Annotated in this window: 17 protein-coding genes; 14 read left to right on the top strand and 3 right to left on the bottom strand. The window is 62.3% G+C overall.

From position 1 onward, the window contains the following. Positions 1–4: 4 nt before the first annotated feature. The 3 genes from murG to murB are packed head-to-tail and all read left to right on the top strand — an operon-like array spanning position 5 to position 3,512. Entirely contained in the window at positions 5–1,129 is a 1,125-nt protein-coding gene (gene murG / locus ACM5SV_RS15335; protein ID WP_113545211.1) for an undecaprenyldiphospho-muramoylpentapeptide beta-N-acetylglucosaminyltransferase, read from the top strand. Next, positions 1,126–2,541, top strand: coding sequence for a UDP-N-acetylmuramate--L-alanine ligase (murC, locus tag ACM5SV_RS15330; protein WP_113545210.1), 1,416 nt, complete (start codon positions 1,126–1,128; stop codon positions 2,539–2,541). The genes murG and murC overlap by 4 nt, the downstream gene beginning before the upstream one ends. Next, positions 2,538–3,512, top strand: coding sequence for a UDP-N-acetylmuramate dehydrogenase (murB, locus tag ACM5SV_RS15325; RefSeq protein WP_027664258.1), 975 nt, complete (start codon positions 2,538–2,540; stop codon positions 3,510–3,512). The genes murC and murB overlap by 4 nt, the downstream gene beginning before the upstream one ends. A gap of 3 nt (positions 3,513–3,515) precedes the next feature. Here the strand turns inward: murB and ACM5SV_RS15320 are convergent, their stop codons facing one another. Then, the gene (locus ACM5SV_RS15320) at positions 3,516–4,445 is read right to left on the bottom strand and encodes a UDP-glucose 4-epimerase family protein (protein WP_128406798.1); all 930 of its coding nucleotides are present in this window, start codon (positions 4,443–4,445) and stop codon (positions 3,516–3,518) included. 114 nt (positions 4,446–4,559) lie between these two features. After that, positions 4,560–5,873, bottom strand: coding sequence for an MFS transporter (locus ACM5SV_RS15315; RefSeq protein WP_026157426.1), 1,314 nt, complete (start codon positions 5,871–5,873; stop codon positions 4,560–4,562). Positions 5,874–6,142: 269 nt separating this feature from the next. On the opposite strand from ACM5SV_RS15315, the gene aqpZ reads away from it, so the two are divergent. The 10 genes from aqpZ (at position 6,143) to ligA (ending at position 19,168) form a co-directional block, all read left to right on the top strand. Next, positions 6,143–6,829: an aquaporin Z gene (gene aqpZ / locus ACM5SV_RS15310; protein WP_012758282.1), complete on the top strand. Its 687-nt coding sequence runs from the start codon at positions 6,143–6,145 to the stop codon at positions 6,827–6,829. Between the two features lie 273 nt (positions 6,830–7,102). Then, on the top strand, positions 7,103–8,029 hold the full coding sequence (locus ACM5SV_RS15305; protein ID WP_017961294.1) for a D-alanine--D-alanine ligase: 927 nt from the start codon (positions 7,103–7,105) through the stop codon (positions 8,027–8,029). After that, entirely contained in the window at positions 8,017–8,949 is a 933-nt protein-coding gene (locus ACM5SV_RS15300) for a cell division protein FtsQ/DivIB (protein ID WP_221973172.1), read from the top strand. The genes ACM5SV_RS15305 and ACM5SV_RS15300 overlap by 13 nt, the downstream gene beginning before the upstream one ends. Next, the gene (ftsA, locus tag ACM5SV_RS15295; protein ID WP_012758279.1) at positions 8,946–10,277 is read left to right on the top strand and encodes a cell division protein FtsA; all 1,332 of its coding nucleotides are present in this window, start codon (positions 8,946–8,948) and stop codon (positions 10,275–10,277) included. Before ACM5SV_RS15300 ends, ftsA begins: the two co-directional genes overlap by 4 nt. 55 nt (positions 10,278–10,332) lie before the next feature. After that, the gene (ftsZ, locus tag ACM5SV_RS15290; RefSeq protein WP_222014178.1) at positions 10,333–12,051 is read left to right on the top strand and encodes a cell division protein FtsZ; all 1,719 of its coding nucleotides are present in this window, start codon (positions 10,333–10,335) and stop codon (positions 12,049–12,051) included. 263 nt (positions 12,052–12,314) lie between these two features. Then, positions 12,315–13,271 carry a UDP-3-O-acyl-N-acetylglucosamine deacetylase gene (gene lpxC, locus ACM5SV_RS15285; protein WP_012758277.1) on the top strand — a complete coding sequence of 319 codons (957 nt, stop codon included), beginning with the start codon at positions 12,315–12,317 and terminating at the stop codon, positions 13,269–13,271. A gap of 257 nt (positions 13,272–13,528) precedes the next feature. Then, a complete protein-coding gene (locus tag ACM5SV_RS15280; RefSeq protein WP_027683752.1) occupies positions 13,529–14,398 on the top strand; it encodes an outer membrane protein assembly factor BamD in 870 nt (289 codons plus the stop codon). A 5-nt stretch (positions 14,399–14,403) separates the two neighbouring features. Further along, complete coding sequence (gene recN, locus ACM5SV_RS15275; RefSeq protein WP_012758275.1) at positions 14,404–16,077, top strand: DNA repair protein RecN; 1,674 nt, start codon at positions 14,404–14,406, stop codon at positions 16,075–16,077. A gap of 99 nt (positions 16,078–16,176) precedes the next feature. Further along, entirely contained in the window at positions 16,177–16,704 is a 528-nt protein-coding gene (locus ACM5SV_RS15270) for a DUF6886 family protein (protein WP_012758274.1), read from the top strand. A gap of 307 nt (positions 16,705–17,011) precedes the next feature. Then, a complete protein-coding gene (ligA, locus tag ACM5SV_RS15265) occupies positions 17,012–19,168 on the top strand; it encodes an NAD-dependent DNA ligase LigA (RefSeq protein ID WP_012758273.1) in 2,157 nt (718 codons plus the stop codon). 31 nt (positions 19,169–19,199) lie between these two features. Here ligA and ACM5SV_RS15260 read toward each other — a convergent pair whose 3' ends face one another. Beyond that, on the bottom strand, positions 19,200–19,736 hold the full coding sequence (locus tag ACM5SV_RS15260) for a GNAT family N-acetyltransferase (protein WP_012758272.1): 537 nt from the start codon (positions 19,734–19,736) through the stop codon (positions 19,200–19,202). 284 nt (positions 19,737–20,020) lie between these two features. On the opposite strand from ACM5SV_RS15260, the gene ACM5SV_RS15255 reads away from it, so the two are divergent. After that, positions 20,021–20,611 (top strand): 3'-5' exonuclease, encoded by a 591-nt coding sequence (locus ACM5SV_RS15255; protein WP_128406817.1) that lies wholly within the window; start codon positions 20,021–20,023, stop codon positions 20,609–20,611. Positions 20,612–20,665 lie beyond the last annotated feature (54 nt).

The raw sequence follows: 20,665 nt of genomic DNA, 5'->3' as shown, positions 1-20,665 counted from the left end.
GACCATGAGCAAAGGCATCGTGCTGCTTGCCGCCGGGGGAACCGGCGGCCATGTGTTTCCGGCGGAGGCTTTGGCCTTCAAGCTGAAGGAGCGCGGCTATTCGGTGCATCTCGTCACGGACAGCCGGGCCGAACGTTATGCCGGCAAGTTCCCGGCCGAAGAGATCCATGTCGTACCCTCGGCGACGATCGGCTCGAAGAACCCGGTGGCAGTCGCCCGTTCGCTGTGGACACTCTGGAGCGGCATGCGGGCGGCAAAGAAGCTGATCCAGCGGCTGCGGCCCGTTATCGTCGTCGGTTTCGGCGGCTATCCCACCGTGCCGCCACTGCTTGCCGCCACCCGGCTCGGCGTGCCGTCGATGATCCACGAGCAGAATGCCGTGATGGGGCGCGCCAACAAGGCCTTGGCAACCCGCGTGCAGGCCATCGCTGGCGGGTTCTTGCCGGAGGGGGGCGCGGCCTTTCCAGACAAGACGGTGACGACGGGCAATCCGGTCCGCCCGGCGATCATCGCCGCGGCCGAGGTGCCTTACACGCCGTCGCATCCGGGCGAGGCCTTCAACCTCGTCGTCTTCGGCGGCAGCCAAGGCGCGCAATATTTCTCCAAGGCGCTGCCGACGGCGATCAGCCTGCTCGACGAGGCGCTTCGCGTGCGCCTGCGCATCACCCAGCAGGTGCGTCCCGAGGATATGGAAATGGTCAGCGGCTGCGTCGCCAAGCTGGAAATGGGGGCCGATATCGCTCCCTTCTTTACCGACATGGCCGAGAGGCTGGCGAGGGCGCATCTCGTCATCTGCCGTTCGGGCGCATCCACGGTTTCGGAAATCTCCGTCATAGGCCGGCCGGCCGTGCTCGTCCCTTACCCGCATGCTCTCGATCACGACCAGGCGGCGAATGCGGCGGCACTCGCTGCGACCGGCGGAGCGAAGGTGATCGCCCAGTCGGAGCTTTCGCCGGAGAAGATCGCGGCGATCCTGACGGCTGTCATGAACGATCCGGAAAAGCTTTCGCACATGGCGGCGGCGGCGAAACGCGCCGGGAAAACCGATGCCGCGAACTTGCTTGCCGACATGGTTGAGGCTATTGCCGCCAGACGGACAATTGCGGAATTCAAGAGGACACGCGCATGAAACTGCCGAAGACGATCGGCCTCGTCCATTTCATCGGCATCGGCGGCATCGGCATGAGCGGTATTGCCGAGGTGCTGCATAATCTCGGCCACAAGGTGCAGGGATCGGACCAGGCCGACAGCGCCAATGTCCAGCGCCTGCGCGACAAGGGCATCGAAGTGTTCGTCGGTCACCGGCCTGAAAACCTGGGTGAGGCCGAAGTCGTCGTCGTCTCTACGGCGATCAAGAAGAGCAATCCGGAGCTCATCGCCGCGCGCGAAAAGCTGCTGCCGGTGGTGCGCCGTGCCGAAATGCTGGCCGAACTGATGCGTTTCCGCAATGCGATCGCCATCGGCGGCACGCACGGCAAGACGACGACCACCTCGCTGGTCGCCACACTGCTCGAAGCCGGCGGGCTTGACCCGACCGTCATCAATGGGGGCATCATCAATGCCTACGGCACCAATGCTCGCATGGGCGAGGGCGAGTGGATGGTGGTCGAGGCCGATGAATCGGACGGCACCTTCCTGAAGCTTCCGGCCGATGTCGCCGTCATCACCAATATCGACCCGGAACATCTCGACCACTACGGCAATTTCGACGCTGTGCGCGCCGCCTTCCGGCAATTCGTCGAGAATGTGCCGTTCTACGGCTTCGGCGTCATGTGCCTCGACCATCCCGAGGTGCAGTCGCTGGTCGGCCGCATCGAGGACCGCAAGATCATCACCTATGGCGAAAACCCGCAGGCTGACGTGCGTTTCATGAATGTGCGCATCGACGGCACGCGCTCGATCTTTGACGTCGAAATCCGCCGCCGTCGCACCGGCCAGGTGATTGAGCTCAAGGGGCTGGTCATGCCGATGCCCGGACGGCATAATATCTCCAACGCAACGGCGGCGATCGCCGTTGCCAACCGGCTCGGCATATCGAGCGCCGATATCGCCAAGGGGCTTGCCTCCTTCGGTGGCGTCAAGCGTCGCTTCACGCTGACCGGCGAGTGGAACGGGGTCCAGATATTCGACGATTACGGCCATCATCCCGTCGAGATCAAAGCGGTGCTGCGCGCCGCCCGGGAATCTTGCAAGGGGCGTGTCATCGCCGTCCACCAGCCGCATCGCTTTAGCCGTCTTGCTAGCCTGTTCGAGGAATTCGCCGCCTGCTTCAACGATGCCGACAGCATCTTCCTGGCACCTGTCTATGCGGCGGGCGAAGATCCGATCGAGGGTATCGATTCCGTGTCGCTGGTCTCGCGCATCAAATCCGGCGGCCATCGCGACGCCCGCTTTCTAAGCTCGGCGGAGCTTCTGCCGCAGATGGTCGCGGAGGTTGCAAAGCCTGGCGATTTCGTGGTTCTGTTGGGGGCTGGGAGCATCACATCCTGGGCGGCGGCGCTGCCCAAGCAACTGGAAGGCCTATCGGGAAAGTCCGTATGAAACAGGTGAATGGGGAAAAGCTTCTCGCGTCTCTCGGAGACGGTGTAAAGGATATCCGCGGCCGTATCACGCCGGATGCCCCTATGGACCGTGTCACCTGGTTCAGGGCCGGTGGCCTGGCCGAGCTGATGTTCCAGCCGCATGACATCGACGATCTCGTCGCCTTCCTGAAGATATTGCCGGAAGAGGTGCCGCTGACGGTGGTCGGCGTCGGCTCCAACATCCTGGTACGCGACGGCGGCATTCCCGGCGTCGTGCTGCGCCTGTCGGCCAAGGGGTTCGGCTTCGTCGAGCTTGCCGGTGAAAACCGCATTCTCGCCGGCGCCATCTGCCCGGACAAACATGTCGCGGCGATGGCGATGGACAACGGCATCGGCGGCTTCCATTTCTTCTACGGCATTCCCGGCGGCATCGGCGGCGCGGCGCGCATGAATGCCGGCGCCAACGGCGTCGAGACGCGCGAGCGGCTGATCGAAGTCCATGCGGTCGACCGCAAGGGCGACAAGCATGTGCTTTCCAACGCCGAGATGGGTTATTCCTACCGGCATTCGACCGCATCGACAGATCTGATCTTCACCTCGGTGCTGTTCGAGGGCTATCCGGAAGAGCGCGCCCAGATCCGCGCCGAGATGGACGCCGTGCGCAACCATCGCGAGACGGTGCAGCCGGTGCGCGAAAAGACCGGCGGCTCTACCTTCAAGAACCCGGCCGGCCATTCGGCCTGGAAACTGGTCGACGAGGCAGGCTGCCGCGGCCTCGTCATCGGCGGAGCGCAGATGTCGTCGCTTCACTGCAACTTCATGATCAACATGGGGCAGGCAACCGGCTACGATCTCGAATATCTCGGCGAACAGGTGCGTCGCGAGGTCTTCGAAAAAGACGGCATCAAGCTTGAATGGGAAATCAAACGCCTCGGTGTCTTCATGCCCGGCCGAGAAGTGCGTCCGTTTCACGGCGTGACGAGCGAGTAGCGGTTACTTCACCGCAAGCTTCAGGCCCTCGCGCGGTGTGACGACGGGCGACCAGCCAAGCACGTCGCGGGCGTGGGATATATCGACCTGCAGGGAACCGCAAAGACGCTGGTAGACGGCGTCCTTTCCGGTGACGCGCGCACCCATCTGCAACAGCGCTGGGGGGAAGGGGAGCAGCATCGGCTTGACACCCAGCCCTGCGGCAATCCCTTCGATAAGCCCGGGAGTCGAAAGATCTTCTCCATCGCCCGCGAGAAAGGTCTGGCCGGCAGCACCCGGATGCTTCATCCCGGTGATGATCAGATCAACGAGATTTGGAAGGGCGACCAGGGTCCGGCGGTTCTTCAGCGACGCGAAGGGGAGTGGTATCTTCTTCCGGACAAGTCCGACGAGCAGGGCGAAGTTGCCCCTCGCACCGGGTCCATAGACGAGCGGCGGCCGAATGACGACGACTTCCATGCCTGTTCGAGCGGCGATTTCATGCAGCCCGATTTCAGTTTCCAGCTTCGAAATGCCATAGGGATCGATCGGCATTGGCGTATCGTCATGCCGGAAAGGCCGATCGTTCTCCTCGCCATTGACCTTGATGCTGCTGATGAAGACGAACCTTTTTACGCCCGCGCGGGCGGCCTGCTCGGCGAGGTTCAACGTGGCGGCGGTGTTGATCCGACGAAATTCCGCAAGCGGATCGGCTGCGCGGTCGTTCATGATGTGAACACGAGCGGCGAGATGGACGATGACATCAATGCCCTCGAGAACCGCTGTCCAATCGGTTTCGCTTGTTATCTCGATGGGGAAATGCCGCACTGATGTCGGGAAGCTGGCGGCTGCAGATCGCGTCGTCACCGCGAGCTCGGATATCCGCTCTCTATGCAGTCTTTCGACGAGAGGCCCACCGACAAAGCCGGCTGCGCCGGTAATGAGGCATCGCATGATCTTTTCCCGTTTTGCCGTGAGTGTTCCGGTTAACCGGAACTGCTCACGGCATCAATAAAAAAGCCGCGACGTTGGCAAGTCGCGGCTTGTTGTTTGCTTGCTGCTCGAGGCTCAGACTTCCTCGCGGCCCGACAGCCGGATGCAGACGAGCGAGATCACTGCCGAGGCGGCGAGATAGTAGCCGACATAGTCCAGGCTGTAATGGGTGGCGAGCCAGGTGGCGATATAAGGGGCGAGCGAAGCGCCGAAGATGCCGCCGAGGTTGAAGGTCATCGAGGCGCCGGTATAGCGCACCGTGGTCGGAAAGGGGGCGGCCAGGGCAGCGCCGATCGGGCCGTAGGTGAAGCCCATCAAGGCGAGGCCGATGATCGAGCACAGGAAAGCGCCGGTCAGACCGCTGGTCAACAGCGTCGCGTAGAAAAAGCCGAAGATGGCGATGGCAATCGTCGTCAGCGTCAGGATGGTGCGGCGCGAATAGAGGTCGGAGAGCCAGCCGGAGAGCGGGATCGTCAGGCCGAAGAACAGGACGCCGACAAGCTGGACGACCAGGAACTGCTCGCGGGAGTAACCGAGCCCACCCTTTTCCAGAGGTGTCGTACCCCAGGAGAGCGTGAAGACCGTCATCAGGTAGAACAGCACGAAGGTCGCCACAGCAATGAAGGTGCCGAGGATCAGGCTGCGCAGATGGTCGCGGAAGACGACCTCGATCGGTACGGCAACGCGCTCGTGCTTTTCGACGGCTTTGCGAAATTCCGGCGTCTCGGCGATCTTCAGACGGACATAGAGGCCGACGGCGACGAGGGCGAGGCTGGCGATGAAGGGAATGCGCCATCCGTAGTCGAGGAAATCCTCGTTGCTCATCGTTTCCGCCAGGATGAGAAAGAAGCCGGAGGAGAGGATGAAGCCGATCGGCGCGCCGAGCTGCGGGAACATGGCGTACCAGCTGCGCTTGCCGGGAGGAGCGTTTTCGGTGGCAAGCAGAACGGCGCCACCCCATTCGCCGCCGAGGCCGAGGCCCTGACCGAAACGGCAAAGGGCCAGCAACAGGGGTGCTGCGATGCCGATCGCATCATAGCCTGGCAGCATGCCGATCAGGACCGTCGAAAGCCCCATCGTCATCAGTGCGGCGACGAGCGTCGCCTTGCGGCCGATACGGTCGCCGAAATGACCGAAAACCACGGCGCCGATGGGGCGGGCGAAAAAGGCGATCGAGAAGGTGACGAGCGACTGCAGCGTTGCGGCGTTCGAATCGCTTGCCGGGAAGAAGAGATGCGGGAAGACGAGGACGGCTGCTGTCGCGTAGACGTAGAAGTCGAAGAATTCGATGGTGGTGCCGACAAGGCTGGCGATAAGGACGCGGGCCGGAGAATTGACTTGCGTGCTGTTCGAGGCAGGAGTCGGCGATGCGGAGATCGCGTCAGGCATTTTCATTCCAATCAGTATTTTTGTGAATCGCCGTGGGAGGCCGGCGGGTTTTAACGCTATTTCAGGTCTGTGAAAACGTCAAAACATGGAGTGTTTACAGGGGACGCTGCCCGCATGCGTTACCGGCTCGCGGTCCCCGGCGTCATCTCGAATCCTTGGGTTTTCCTGCCTTGCGCGAGGCTTGCCACGGTGACGCTCACATGCTTGACCGGAATCAAATTGTAACGGATTCATTGCTAACCCTCTGGTTGAGGGCGGAGGAAATATCCATGCAAAAGAGTCTTGTCGCCGAATTTCTCGGCACGTTCTGGCTGGTCTTCGGCGGATGCGGCAGTGCCGTGCTGGCCGCGGCCTATCCCGAGCTTGGAATCGGTTTTGTCGGCGTGGCCTTTGCGTTCGGTCTGACCGTGCTCACGATGGCCTATGCCGTGGGCGGCATTTCGGGCGGTCATTTCAATCCCGCCGTCTCGCTTGGCCTTACAGTTGCCGGACGGTTTCCGGCGGCGCGCCTCGTTCCCTATATCGTCGTGCAGGTTGTCGGCGCCATCGCCGCGGCGGCGCTGCTTTATCTCATCGCCAGCGGCAAGGCGGGTTTCGAACTCGGCGGCTTTGCCGCCAACGGATATGGCGAGCACTCTCCGGGTGGTTATTCACTGCTTTCGGCGCTGCTGATCGAAGTGCTGCTGACCATGTTCTTCCTGATCATCATCCTGGGTTCGACCAGCAGCCGGGTGCCTTCGGGCTTCGCGCCGCTTGCGATCGGCCTCGGCCTGACGCTGATCCATCTCGTTGCCATCCCCGTGACGAATACCTCGGTCAATCCAGCTCGTTCCACCGGCCAGGCGCTTTTCGTCGGCGGCTGGGCGCTGCAGCAGCTCTGGCTGTTCTGGATTGCGCCGCTTGCGGGTGGAGCGCTCGGCGGGCTCGTATGGAAATTCCTCGACGACGCCGACTGACTGCAAGATAGCGAGCTATCCCATTGAGCCCGCGCGGTTTTTCCGTGCGGGTTTTTCTGTTTTCGCGGATCGGCGGCGTCTTCGATCTGGCAATCCCGAAGAAGAGAAGGTTAAAAAATCAAGGGCGCGGCAATACGAAGTTAACGAAAGTAAACACTTCATTAACCATAATGATGCTCTAATGCACCCAGGTCGGACAAAGGCCCGAAACGGCGCAGACAGCTTCGCGCAAGCGTCGATTTCGAAAATGGAAGTTATTTTTTGGGGGTGTTGATGAGTCGCAAGCATGTCGCTGTCCTGATGGGCGGATTTTCCTCGGAAAGGCCCGTCAGCCTTTCCTCGGGAAAGGCTTGCGCAGAAGCCCTCGAGGCGGAGGGCTTCGACGTGACGCGCATCGACGTGGCGCGCGACGTTTCCGAGAAACTCGCCGCGCTGAAGCCCGATGTCGTCTTCAATGCGCTTCACGGCCCGTTCGGCGAGGACGGCACCATTCAGGGCATCCTCGAATATCTCGAAATCCCCTATACGCATTCGGGCGTGCTTGCCTCGGCGCTGGCGATGGACAAGGACAAGGCGAAGCTCGTTGCCGCTGCCGCCGGCATTCCGGTGGCCGAATCGCAGGTGGTCAACCGTTTCGCCTTTCCCTCGACGCATCCGATGAAGCCGCCCTATGTGGTGAAACCCGTCCGCGAAGGGTCGAGCTTCGGCGTCGTCATCGTTACCGAAGATCAGGCGCATCCGCCACAGATCGTCAGCTCGCCCGAATGGCGCTACGGCGAAGAGGTGATCGTCGAGCGCTATGTTTACGGTCGCGAACTCACCTGCGGTGTCATGGGTGAAACTCCCCTCGGTGTCACGGAAGTGGTGCCGCAGGGACACAATTTTTATGATTACGACTCCAAGTATGCGGCTGGCGGTTCAAAACACGTCATCCCCGCGAAAATTTCACCGAATATTTACCAAAAAATACAAACATTGTCCCTAAGGGCGCATCAGGCAATCGGTTGTCGCGGCGTCAGTCGGTCCGACTTTCGTTACGACGATCGTTTCTCCGAAGACGGCGAAATCATCTGGCTGGAAGTCAATACCCAGCCAGGTATGACCCCGACCTCGCTCGTGCCCGAAATGGCCGGTCATGCCGGCTATTCATTTGGTCAGTTTCTCCGGTGGATGGTGGAGGACGCGTCTTGTTTGCGTTGACAGTCAAAAGGATTGGGCGCCCCAGCCATCATGCCGTGCTTCCGATCATGGAAGCCGAAGAGCGGTTCGTGCTGCCGCGTCCGCTGCGCCGGGTCACGCGCTTTCTGATCAGCCTCTGCAGCGGCCGCATCTACATTCCTGTTCATACCGGCACGGTCTCGGCGCTCGCTTTCTTGGGCGCGACGGGGCTTTACGGCATGTCGCTCGGCGGTCACACGGAATCCGTCGCGCAGGCGACAACGACGGCCGCGGGTTTTGCGATCGAGGACGTGAAGGTCTCCGGCAATTCGGAAACCTCCGAAATCGAGATCCTGCAGTTGATCGGCCTTGACGGCACGACCTCGCTGGTCGCCCTCGACGTCGATGCCGCCCGCCGAAAGATCGCGCATCTTCCCTGGGTCGAAAATGTCGAGGTCCGCAAGATCTATCCGAAGACGATCGAGGTGAAGCTCAAAGAGCGCCAGGCCTATGCGATCTGGCAGCACGGGCAGGAGCTTTCCCTGATCGAGAAGAACGGCAGCGTCATTGCGCCGCTGCGGGACAACAAGTTTTCGGCGCTGCCGCTCGTCGTCGGCCGCGATGCCGAAACGGCGGCGGCTTCGCTCGACGATGCCTTCTCGAAATGGCCCGACGTGAAGGCCCGCGTGAAGGCCTATGTCTGGATATCCGGGCGTCGCTGGGACCTGCATATGGACAACGGCGTCGTCGTCAAGCTCCCGGAAGACGGTATCGACCAGGCACTGGCGACGCTTTCGAAGTTCGACAAGGAGCACCAACTGCTGGAGCGGGACATTGCCGCAGTCGATCTCAGGCTGGCCGACAGAACCGCGATCCAGCTGACGCCGGAGGCGGCGGTCCGCAGGCAGACGGCAGTGACGGAGCGTACGAAAGAATTGAAGAAGGCGGGGCAGAATATATGAGCTTGTTCGGTTCATCCCATTTCGGATTGCCGCGCCTGAAGCCGCTTTCGTCGAAGCGGTCACATGTCGTTTCGGTGCTCGACATCGGTTCGACCAAGGTCGTCTGCATGATCGGCCGGCTGACGCCGCGCGAGGAAAGCCAGATCCTGCCGGGCCGCACGCACAATATCGAGATCATCGGCATCGGCCATCAGCGCTCGCGCGGCATCAAGACCGGCGTCATCGCCGATCTCGACGCATTGGAAGGCGTCATCCGCCTTGCCGTCGATGCGGCCGAGCGCATGGCCGGGCTGACGGTCGAGAGCCTGATCGTCAACCTGACGGCTGGCCGCCTCGGCAGCGACATCTATACCGCGACGATCGATCTCGGTGGCCAGGAAGTCGAACTCAACGATCTGAAGAAGGTGCTGTCGGCCGCTTGCCAGCAGTCGCTGCGCCAGGACCGCTCGGTGCTGCATTCGCTGGCGACCGGCTTCTCGCTCGACGGCGAGCGCGGCATCCGCGATCCGCTGGCGATGTACGGCGATGCGCTCGGCGTCGACATGCATGTGGTGACGGCGGAGCGCTCGGCGCTGAAGAACCTCGAACTCAGCGTCAATCGTGCGCATCTGTCAGTCGAGGGCATCGTCGCGACGCCCTATGCATCGGGTCTTGCGGCTCTCGTCGACGATGAGGTCGAGCTCGGCTGCGCGGCGATCGACTTGGGCGGCGGCACGACGACGATCTCGGTCTTTGCCGAGGGCAAGCTCGTTCATACGGATGCCGTCGGCCTCGGCGGCCATCACGTCACCACCGACCTGGCGCGCGGTCTTTCGACCCGCATCGAGGATGCGGAGCGGCTGAAGGTCGTGCATGCCTCGGCCCTTTCCAATTCCTCCGACGAGCGCGAGTTGATCTCGATCCCGCCGATCGGCGAGGACGATCGCGACCAGCCGTCGCAGGTGCCGCGGGCGCTGGTTTCACGCATCGTCTCGGCCCGTATCGAAGAGACGATGGAACTGATCCGCGACCGTATCCAGCGCTCCGGCTTCAGCCCGATCGTCGGCAAGCGCGTCGTGCTGACCGGCGGAGCGAGCCAACTGACCGGCCTTGCCGATGTGGCGCGGCGCATCCTTGCCCGCAACGTCCGCATCGGCCGTCCGATGGGCGTCTCGGGGTTGCCGACGGCGGCCAAGGGTCCGGCCTTTTCGACGGCCGTCGGCCTGATGATCTATCCGCAGGTCGCGGACATGGAGACACATGCGTCACAGAGCGGTCTGCTCATGTCGCTTGGAGGAAATAACAGCCGCATCGCCCGTATGGGCCAGTGGCTGAAGGAAAGCTTCTGAAATTGCGTAATTGGCCGGCGTGGCGATGCGGCCAGAGAGAGAAGGAACAGGTACCATGACCATCAAGCTGCAAAAGCCTGACATCACAGAGCTGAAGCCGCGCATCACCGTGTTCGGCGTTGGCGGCGGAGGCGGCAATGCCGTCAACAATATGATTACCGCCGGCCTCCAGGGCGTCGATTTCGTCGTCGCCAACACGGATGCGCAGGCGCTGACGATGACGAAGGCCGAGCGCATCATCCAACTCGGCGTCAACGTCACCGAAGGCCTCGGTGCCGGCTCGCAGCCGGAAGTTGGCCGGGCGGCCGCCGAGGAGTGCATCGACGAGATCGTCGATCACCTGAACGGCACGCATATGTGCTTCGTCACCGCCGGCATGGGCGGCGGCACCGGCACAGGTGCTGCTCCGGTTGTCGCACAGGCGGCTCGCAACAAGGGCATCCTGACGGTCGGCGTCGTCACCAAGCCGTTCCATTTCGAAGGCGGGCGCCGCATGCGCCTGGCCGAGATGGGCATCCAGGAACTGCAGAAGTCTGTCGATACGCTGATCGTCATTCCGAACCAGAACCTTTTCCGCATTGCCAACGACAAGACGACCTTCGCCGATGCCTTCGCCATGGCTGACCAGGTTCTCTATTCGGGCGTTGCCTGCATCACCGACCTGATGGTCAAGGAAGGCCTCATCAACCTCGACTTCGCCGACGTCCGCTCGGTGATGCGCGAGATGGGCCGGGCGATGATGGGCACCGGCGAAGCTTCCGGCTCCGGCCGCGCGCTGCAGGCTGCAGAGGCTGCGATCGCCAACCCGCTGCTCGACGAAACCTCGATGAAGGGCGCCCAGGGCCTGCTGATCTCCATCACCGGCGGTCGCGACCTCACCCTCTTCGAAGTCGACGAAGCCGCGACCCGCATCCGCGAGGAAGTCGATCCTGACGCCAACATCATCCTCGGCGCCACCTTCGACGAATCGCTCGAAGGCATCATCCGCGTCTCGGTCGTCGCAACCGGCATCGACCGGGCGATGAACGAAGCCGCCGAACGCAACCTCCAGCCGGCAGCAAGGCCGGTTATCCGTCCCTCCGCGGCTGTTGCTCCGGCAGCGGCCGCAGTTCAGCCTGCCCCCGTGATGCAGGCACCGAAGGCCATGGATCCGATCGCGCAGACCATCCGCGAAGCCGAGATGGAGCGCGAGCTCGAAATTCCGGCCCCGCGTGCTGCCGCATCGCTGCAGCAGCCGGCTCCACAGCAGGAGGCCTTCCGTCCGCAGAGCAAGATCTTCGCGCCTGCACCGGAAGCTCTGGCAATGCGTCCGGCACCGGTACAGCAGCAGGCTCCGGCGCCCGCCATGAGCCAGCCGGTCATCAGCCAGCCGGTCCAGCAGCAGCCGATCCGGCAGGAGCCGGTCATCCGTCAGGCGCCCGAACCGATGCGCATGCCGAAGGTCGAGGATTTCCCGCCGGTCGTCCAGGCCGAACTCGACCACCGCACGCAGCCGGCGTCTGCCCATGCGGCGGAGGAGCGCGGTCCGATGGGCCTCCTCAAGCGAATCACCAATTCGCTTGGCCGTCGCGACGACGACGCCGTTGCCGCCGATATGACCGCAGCACCGCCGGCCGCTTCGCAGCAGCGCCGTCCGCTGTCGCCGGAGGCAAGCCTCTACGCACCGCGTCGCGGCAACCTCGACGACCAAGGTCGCGCGGTTCCGCAGGCCCGGATGATGCAGGAAGACGACCAGCTGGAAATCCCGGCATTCCTGCGTCGCCAGTCGAACTGATACCGTGCTTCGGCACCCGTTCATGCCCGGGATCAAGGTCCCGGGCATTGCTGTTTTTCAGCCTGCGATTCGCGAGCAATTTCAATCGCGTGACTTCGTAACAAAGCGAAAGAAACAGTGATTTGGATTGGAGCGTCGGCGCACGTAAGTATGGTCGCAAGAAAACTGCCCTGGGAGTCTTTTCGACGGCTCCTTATGCAGAATGAACGATGACCGTGCCGATCGGACAGACCGCCGGTACGGAAGAATAAAAGGCAGAGTTTATGGCAATTGGCTTGCTGGGTTTTCAAACGACGGTATCGCGTCCCGTGACGCTTTCGGGCACCGGGGTCCATTCGGGCGCGGAAGTGTCGATCACCCTGAACCCGGCCGAATCGGACACCGGCGTCGTTTTCCAGCGCCTGCATGACAATGGCGACATCACCGAACTCAAGGCCGTCTCCTCGCAGGTAGGCAATACCGACCTCTGCACCGTGCTCGGCTTCTCGCCGGCCCATTCGGTTGCGACGATCGAGCATGTCATGGCCGCCGTCTATGCGCTCGGCCTCGACAATGTGGTGATCGAGGTGCAGGGCTCCGAAATGCCGATCATGGACGGAAGCTCGCTGCCCTTCGTCGAGGCAATCGAGCAGGTCGGTCTCGTCTCCCTCGGCGTCAAGCGCCGCTATATCCGTATCACCAAGCCGGTGCGAATTGAGCATGGCGGCTCCTGGAGCGAATTCCGTCCTTATGACGGTACACGCTTCGAAGTCGAAATCGATTTCGAGTGCCCGCTGATCGGCCGGCAGAAGTGGGCCGGCGATATGACGCCCGCCGTCTTCAAGGCCGAGCTTTCCCGCGCCCGCACCTTCGGCTTCATGCGCGATGTCGAACGTCTCTGGGCGTCGGGCCACGCGCTCGGGTCCTCACTCGAAAATTCCGTCGTCATCTCGGACGACAACACCGTCATCAACGTCGAAGGGCTGCGTTACGCCAAGGATGAATTCGTCCGCCACAAGACGCTCGATGCCGTCGGCGATCTGTCCCTTGCCGGCGTCCAGTTCATCGGTTGCTACCGTTCCTATCGCGGCGGTCACAAGATGAATGCCAATGCGCTGAAGGCGCTGCTCGCCGATTCCTCCGCCTACGAAGTGGTCGAGACGTCGACGCCGCGCCAGCGCGTCGCTGCCCGCGAACTGATCGCGGTCAGTGCTTCGGAATTCGCTCCCTGGTCGGCATGACCTCCAGCATATTCTCAAGACCAGGCCGCCTCTTTCCCGGAGGCGGTTTTTTTATGTCCGGCCGTGTCTGCGACAATAGACCGATGCCTAGCCGCCACAGCTCGGGAAGAAGTTGAAAAGCCGATCATTCTGCGGCTGCTGCCACAAAAATGCGTTAATGCCTTATCATTGCGTTGCTCTTGATGCACATTTGTGGCTAGAAACGCCAGCGAGGCGTGGCTGCCGTGGAGAGAGCGGCAGCAGTGGGGTTCTTTCGAATGGGTTATGCAGGATCTGAAGGTATGATGAAGACAGCGCGCGCTTTGTTCGCATCGCTTCTGGTGCTCAGCGCAGGCGCCTCGATCTCCGGTTGCCAGTCGGATCCCGACATCGACATCACCAAGCTCGGTCTCGAAACCGATCCGCCTGACGTGCTCTACACCCAGGGCCTGGCCAATATGAAGGCAGGCAACATGGCGGAAGCGGCGCGCAAGTTCGACGCGATCGATCGCGAGAACCCGTTTTCCGAATGGGCGCGCAAGGCGCTTGTGATGAGCACCTTCGTCAAATACCGCCAAGGCCGTTTGGACGATGCGCTTGCTTCCGGCAACCGCTACATGTCGCAATATCCGAAGTCCCAGGATGCTGCCTATGTGCAGTATCTCATCGGTCTCACCTATTCCAAGCAGATCGTCGACGTGACGCAGGACCAGCGCGCCTCGGCCAAGACGATCGAGGCGATGCAGGCCGTCATCGACAATTATCCAAACTCCGAATATGTCGACGACGCACAGGCCAAGATCCGCTTTTCGCGCGACCAGCTCGCCGGCAAGGAAATGCAGATCGGCCGCTACTACATGGAGCGGAAGGAATATCTCGCCGCGATCTCGCGCTTCCGTATCGTCGTCGAGAAATATCCGAATACGAACCAGATCGAAGAGGCCTTAGCGCGTCTCGTCGAAGCTTATTACGCCATGGGCATCGTCGACGAGGCGCAGACAGCCGCTGCCGTTCTCGGTCACAATTATCCCGACAGCCAGTGGTATGCTGATTCCTACAAGCTGCTGCAGAGCGGCGGTGCCGAGCCGCGTGAAAACAAGGGCTCGTGGATCGCGGCAGCGGGCAAGAAACTTCTTCTCGGTTCCTGAGGCCAATGCTGATCCAGCTTTCGATCCGCGATATCGTCCTGATCGAGCGGCTGGATCTTGCCTTCGAGACCGGCCTCTCCGTCCTGACGGGCGAGACCGGGGCGGGTAAATCCATCCTGCTCGACAGCCTGTCGCTGGCGCTCGGTGGACGCGGCGACGGCGACCTGGTGCGTCATGGCGAGGACAAGGGCCAGGTGACGGCGGTGTTCGACGTCGGCATGGAACACGGCGCCCGCACACTCCTGCGTGAAAACGGCATCGACGACGAGGGCGATCTGATCTTCCGCCGTCAGCAATCGGCGGACGGACGCACCAAGGCCTATGTCAACGACCAGCCGGTCAGCGTGCAGCTGATGCGCCAGGCCGGTCAGATGCTGGTCGAAATTCACGGCCAGCATGACGATCGCGCCCTTGTCGACACCAATGCCCACCGCACCCTGCTCGATGCCTTTGCCGGCCTCACCGACGAGGTTTCGGAAGTCTCCCGGCTCTATCGCCTGTGGCGCGACAGCGAGCGGACGCTGAAGAACCACCGGGAGAAGGTGGAAAGCGCGGCGCGCGAAGCCGACTACCTGCGCTCGTCGGTCGAAGAGCTCGAGAAGCTCTCGCCGCAGGATGGCGAGGAGGAAGAACTCGCCGATCGCCGGCAGAAGATGATGAAGGCCGAGCGAATCGCCGGCGATATCGCCGAGGCGTCCGAATTCTTGAACGGCAATGCCTCGCCCGTGCCCCATATCGCCTCGCTGGTGCGCCGGCTGGAGCGCAAGAGCCATGAGGCGCCGGGGCTGCTCGAAGACACCGTGACGCTGCTCGATGCCGCGCTGGACCAGCTTTCCAACGCGCAGATGGAAGTCGAGGCGGCACTGCGCAAGACCGAATACGATCCAAGAGAGCTGGAGCGGGTGGAGGAGCGGCTTTTCGCGCTCAGGGCCGCCTCGCGCAAATATTCCGTGCCCGTCACCGAGCTGCCGGCGCTTGCCGTGCGCATGATCGCCGATCTTGCCGATCTCGACGCGGGCGAGGAGCGGCTTGCTCGGCTCGACGCCGAGGTCGGCCTGGCGCGGGAAAATTACGATGCGGCGGCGCGCTCGCTGTCCGACAAGCGCCATCATGCCGGCACCGCACTGGCTGGGGCCGTCATGGCTGAGCTGCCGGCGCTGAAACTCGAACGCGCCCGTTTCATGGTCGAGATCACCACGGATGCGGGCGAGGCGCTGGCCGAAGGCATCGACGTCGTCGAATTCCATGTTCAGACCAATCCGGGCACGCGACCGGGCTCGATCATGAAGGTCGCCTCGGGCGGCGAACTGTCGCGTTTCCTGCTGGCGCTGAAAGTGGCGCTCGCCGATCGCGGATCGGCCCCGACGCTCGTCTTCGACGAAATCGATACCGGCGTCGGCGGCGCGGTGGCCGATGCGATCGGTCAGCGGCTGAAGCGGCTGTCGGAGCGGGTGCAGGTGTTGTCGGTCACGCATGCGCCGCAGGTCGCGGCGCGGGCGGCGACGCATCTCTTGATTTCCAAGGGACCGTCGGCCGACGGTTCGGAAAAGATTGCCACCCGCGTCGCGACGATGGCGCAGAAGGATCGCACCGAGGAGATCGCCCGTATGCTGGCCGGGGCTTCGGTTACCGAAGAGGCGCGGGCGGCGGCGAAGCGGCTGCTGGCCGGCAACGGCTGATTTTTCTTCCGACGCTCTTTCCGCTTAGGCCGGCGGGATGACAATCATCCCGTGGCGCGATATGCGCTGAAGCTTCTCGATCGGCGGCGAGCTCAAGCCATGCGACTTTTCCATTTCAGCGACGATTCCGGGATCGCGGCGTTCGAGCCACGCCCGGTTCGCGTCCCCTCTGCTCGTGCGCCCGGCCGAGAATGGCTGAACGGTCCGCTCGTCTGGGCAATCGATGCCCATCATGATTTCCTGTATCTCTTTCCGCGCGATTGTCCCCGCATCCTGCTCTGGGCGGTGGCCGATACGCCGGAGGCCGAACGCCGGCACTGGCTCGGCGACTGGCGCGCCGTCGCCTACGTCGAGCGCCGTTGGATGGAAAGGCTCGAAGCGGAGACGATCCATCGTTACGAGATGCCAGCCGAGGGCTTCGAGGATCTGGGTGATGCTGGCATGTGGGTGGCCCGAAAGAGAGTGGTGCCGATAGAGCATGCCGCCATGTCACAGCTCGACCGGGAGTTTGCCCCGCGCAAGGTGGATCTCAGGGTGGTGGACACGCTGACGCCGCTGAAAGGGCTCTGGGGCACGAGCCTGCATGTCAGTGGTATCCGGCTGCGCAATGCGAACGATTGGGAATAGCCGGATAGGGCGGTGACAAGGATTCCACGGCATGAAAGTCGGCGCGAAAGCTCACCTCAATCTCCCTCATCCCTGTGCTCGTCACAGGGATCCAGCGCCCAAGTCCTTGGGCGCGGGAGATTCTTCTTCCCTGAAAGAGAGTGTCATTCACGGCGCAGAGGCGCCGTGGCTGGATTCCTGTGACAGGCACATGAATGAGGGAGGAGAGCTGAGCAGGCCGATCATCCCGATGGCGGATACGCGGCCTCTCTTTTCATCCGGAAATTTTGCTCTAAAAAACAATGCAGATTCTCTGGAGTGATGTTCCATGTCCACCGAAAGTTCCGCCGTCGATACGTTGACGATCGAAGAGGCTGCCGCCGAGCTCGAACGGCTGGCAAAGGAGATCGCACATCACGATGCGCTCTATCACGGCAAGGACCGGCCGGAGATTTCGGATGCCGATTACGACGCGCTGAAGCGCCGCAACGATGCGCTGGAAGTGCGCTTTCCCGAGTTGATCCGCGAAGACAGCCCATCGCGGCATGTCGGTGCGGCGCCCTCCGTCACTTTTTCGCCTGTCGTCCACGCGCGGCCGATGTTGTCGCTCGACAACACCTTCTCGCAGGAGGACGTGCAGGATTTTGTCGCCGGCGTCTATCGTTTCCTCGGCCGGCTGCCGGACCAGTCGATCGCCTTTACCGCCGAGCCGAAGATCGACGGTCTCTCGATGTCGATCCGTTATGAAAACGGCAGGCTGGTGACCGCTGCAACGCGTGGCGACGGCACGACGGGGGAGAACGTCACTGCCAACATCCGGACCATCGCCGAGATCCCCAACGAGCTGCCGAAAGGCGTGCCCGCTGTCGTCGAGATCCGCGGTGAGGTCTACATGGCCAAGAGCGACTTCCTGGCGCTGAACCGGCAGATGGAGGCGGAGGGTAAGCAGACCTATGTCAATCCGCGCAATACGGCTGCCGGATCGCTGCGCCAGCTCGACGCCAAGGTGACGGCGAGCCGCAAGCTGAAATTCTTCGCCTACGCCTGGGGCGAGATGTCGGAAATGCCGGCCGATACGCAATTTGGGATGGTGCAGACCTTCAAGGACTGGGGTTTTCCGGTCAATCCGCTGGTGAAACGATTGAACTCGGTCGCCGACATCCTGACGCATTATGACGAGATCGGCCTTGAGCGCCCGGATCTCGACTACGACATCGACGGCGTCGTCTATAAGGTCGACAGTCTCGAGTTGCAGGCCCGTCTCGGTTTCCGCTCGCGTTCACCACGCTGGGCGACGGCGCACAAGTTCCCTGCCGAACAGGCTTTCACTATCGTCGAGAATATCGACATTCAAGTCGGCCGCACCGGCGCCTTGACCCCTGTCGCGCGATTGACGCCGATCACCGTCGGTGGCGTGGTCGTCACCAATGCGACGCTACACAACGCGGATTACATCAGGGGCATCGGCAATAGCGGCGAGCGCATCCGCGCCGACGAGCACGATATCCGCATTGGCGATACCGTCATTGTGCAGCGCGCCGGCGATGTGATTCCGCAGGTGCTTGACGTCGTCATGGAGAAGCGCTCGGCCGAGGCCAGGCCCTATGAATTTCCGAAGACCTGCCCGGTCTGCGGGTCGCATGCCGTGCGTGAAAGACATGAGAAGACCGGCAAGCTCGATTCGGTCACCCGCTGCACCGGCGGCTTCATCTGCAGGGCGCAGGCGACGGAGCATTTGAAGCACTTCGTTTCGCGCAACGCTTTCGATATTGAAGGGCTCGGCTCGAAGCAGATCGACTTCTTTTTCGAAAACGAGGACGCGTCGCTGCAGATCCGCACTGCGCCCGATATCTTCACGCTGGAGAAGCGTCAGCAGCAATCGCTGACCAAGCTAGAGAATATCGACGGCTTCGGCAAGGTCAGCGTCGGCAAGCTCTATGCGGCGATCACCGAACGGCGCAGCATTGCGCTCCACCGCTTCATCTACGCGCTCGGCATCCGTCATGTCGGCGAGACCACAGCGAAGCTCTTGGCGCGCTCCTACGGCACCTATGCGGCCTTTGAAACCGCAATGCGCGAGGCCGAGGCGCTTTCCGGTGACGCCTGGAATGATCTCAACGCCATCGAGGGTATCGGCGAGGTCGTGGCGCGGGCCATCGTCGAATTCTACAAGGAGCCGCGCAATGTCGAGGTGATCACCCGGCTTATTGAGGAAGTGACGCCCGAGGAGGCCGAACAACCGAAGACGGCAGGCAGCCCGGTCGCCGGCAAGACCGTGGTTTTCACCGGCTCGCTTGAAAAGTTCACCCGCGACGAGGCGAAGGCGAGGGCGGAAAGTCTCGGCGCCAAGGTGGCGGGATCAGTCTCCAAGAAGACCGACATCGTCGTCGCCGGCCCCGGCGCCGGCTCCAAGCTCGACAAGGCGCGTGAGTTCGGCGTGCAGACGATGGACGAGGACGAGTGGCTGGCGCTGATCAGCGGGTGAGGGGCTGACGGCAAGCCGCCAGCCCGTTTGCTCAAAGCCTGAGCCGCGCCATCGTATAGGCATCGACATATTGACCGGCGCGATATCCGAAGGCCTTCAGCAGGCCTTCCTGCTCGAAGCCGAATTTCTGGTAGAGGCCGATGGCGACATCGTTATCGGTGTAGACGGTCAGTTCCAGCCGTTTGATATCGAGCCAGTCGTCGGCAGCATCGACCATTGCTCCGAGCAAGATCCGTCCGAAGCCGCGGCCGGTGAAGTCGTCATGCACACCCATGCCTATGCTGGCGACGTGCTGCCTGCGGCCGGAAAGACGGTTGAGGCCGCTATTGCCGACGATTTTGCCGTCCTGGGTGACGACGAGGTTGAGCGCGCCGGGCGACGGATTTTCCATGTGTTTGCGAACTTCCTCGACCCGCTGGTAGGGCGGCCGCAAGGTGCCGGCCCGGTAGCCCGGCAGATTTATGAGATCGGTGATCTCCTCCGCATCGGACAGGCGGACGGCGCGCACAAGGACGCCATCCGGCAGGCGCGCTCGGCCACGAGGTTCATTCTCTTCGTTTTCGGACATTCATGCTCTCCATCGGTGTCGGGAGGAGAGCCGGTTTCCGAAAACCCTGCTCGCCTCGGCAGGGTTTCGGGATGATGATCGGATCGCTGCTAACGCGCCATCGCTCCCGCGTACCCTTCAAGGGTCGTGGCGTGATGGATAAGCGCTGCCATGGTTAGGGAACCGATCATGGCAACAAGTTTCGATATGCGGGTTAAAAAGTCAATCGGGCGTCGTGTCGAATTTGCGCGGCCGGAAGCGGGGCGGTATTCCTGTTCCCGAAGAAACGATTCGGGTTGCTGATTTTGAAGACCATCGCGATTGACTTCGAGACGGCGAACGAGCAGCGCGGCAGCGCCTGTTCCGTCGGCCTTGCCTGGATCGAGGACGGCAGGGTGACGCGCGTCGAGGAGCGGCTGATCCGGCCGCGAGAGATGCGCTTTTCCGGGATGAACATCGCAATCCACGGCATCCGGCCGGAGCATGTCGAGGATGCGCCCGAGTTTCCCGAGGTGATGGACGAGTTTCACGAGGATATCAGCGGCGCGACGATGATCGCGCACAATGCCGCCTTCGATTTCAGCGTCTGGCGGGCGAGCCTCGATCTCTACCGGCAATCCTATCCGGAGCTTACCTATCTCTGCAGCCTGAAGATGGCGCAGCGGATCTGGCCGCATTTCCTCTCGCACCGGCTGAACCTGATCGCCGAGCATCTCGGCCTGCGTTTCGTGCACCACAACGCCGCTGAAGATGCCGCCGTCTGCGCAGCGGCCGCCATCGAGATGGCAAGGGCGGTCAAGGCCCATGCCGTCCACGCCATACCGTCGTTGATCGGCATGAAGCCAGGTCGGCTGACGGCGCAGGCCTATGAGCCCTGCACCTGCCGAAAAGGCTGACCCCTTTTCCGCAAACGCCGTTTTCTTGCAAAGCATGGGTGCGTGCTTATCTAG

This window comes from Rhizobium sp. CRRU65, from assembly GCF_048551595.1.
In the GTDB taxonomy this organism is placed as follows: domain Bacteria; phylum Pseudomonadota; class Alphaproteobacteria; order Rhizobiales; family Rhizobiaceae; genus Rhizobium; species Rhizobium leguminosarum_J.
Note: the sequence above shows the minus strand (reverse complement) of the source record. Positions and strands in the feature narration are given on the sequence as shown.

Coding starts and splice junctions, on each gene's coding strand:
- ftsA (WP_012758279.1), top strand. CDS start 8,946: ATGAGCTTGTTCGGTTCATCCCATTTCGGATTGCCGCGCCTGAAGCCG.
- ACM5SV_RS15270 (WP_012758274.1), top strand. CDS start 16,177: ATGCGACTTTTCCATTTCAGCGACGATTCCGGGATCGCGGCGTTCGAG.
- murB (WP_027664258.1), top strand. CDS start 2,538: ATGAAACAGGTGAATGGGGAAAAGCTTCTCGCGTCTCTCGGAGACGGT.
- aqpZ (WP_012758282.1), top strand. CDS start 6,143: ATGCAAAAGAGTCTTGTCGCCGAATTTCTCGGCACGTTCTGGCTGGTC.
- ACM5SV_RS15260 (WP_012758272.1), bottom strand. CDS start 19,736: ATGTCCGAAAACGAAGAGAATGAACCTCGTGGCCGAGCGCGCCTGCCG.
- ACM5SV_RS15320 (WP_128406798.1), bottom strand. CDS start 4,445: ATGCGATGCCTCATTACCGGCGCAGCCGGCTTTGTCGGTGGGCCTCTC.
- ligA (WP_012758273.1), top strand. CDS start 17,012: ATGTCCACCGAAAGTTCCGCCGTCGATACGTTGACGATCGAAGAGGCT.
- murG (WP_113545211.1), top strand. CDS start 5: ATGAGCAAAGGCATCGTGCTGCTTGCCGCCGGGGGAACCGGCGGCCAT.
- ACM5SV_RS15280 (WP_027683752.1), top strand. CDS start 13,529: ATGGGTTATGCAGGATCTGAAGGTATGATGAAGACAGCGCGCGCTTTG.
- murC (WP_113545210.1), top strand. CDS start 1,126: ATGAAACTGCCGAAGACGATCGGCCTCGTCCATTTCATCGGCATCGGC.
- recN (WP_012758275.1), top strand. CDS start 14,404: ATGCTGATCCAGCTTTCGATCCGCGATATCGTCCTGATCGAGCGGCTG.
- lpxC (WP_012758277.1), top strand. CDS start 12,315: ATGGCAATTGGCTTGCTGGGTTTTCAAACGACGGTATCGCGTCCCGTG.
- ACM5SV_RS15315 (WP_026157426.1), bottom strand. CDS start 5,873: ATGCCTGACGCGATCTCCGCATCGCCGACTCCTGCCTCGAACAGCACG.
- ftsZ (WP_222014178.1), top strand. CDS start 10,333: ATGACCATCAAGCTGCAAAAGCCTGACATCACAGAGCTGAAGCCGCGC.
- ACM5SV_RS15305 (WP_017961294.1), top strand. CDS start 7,103: ATGAGTCGCAAGCATGTCGCTGTCCTGATGGGCGGATTTTCCTCGGAA.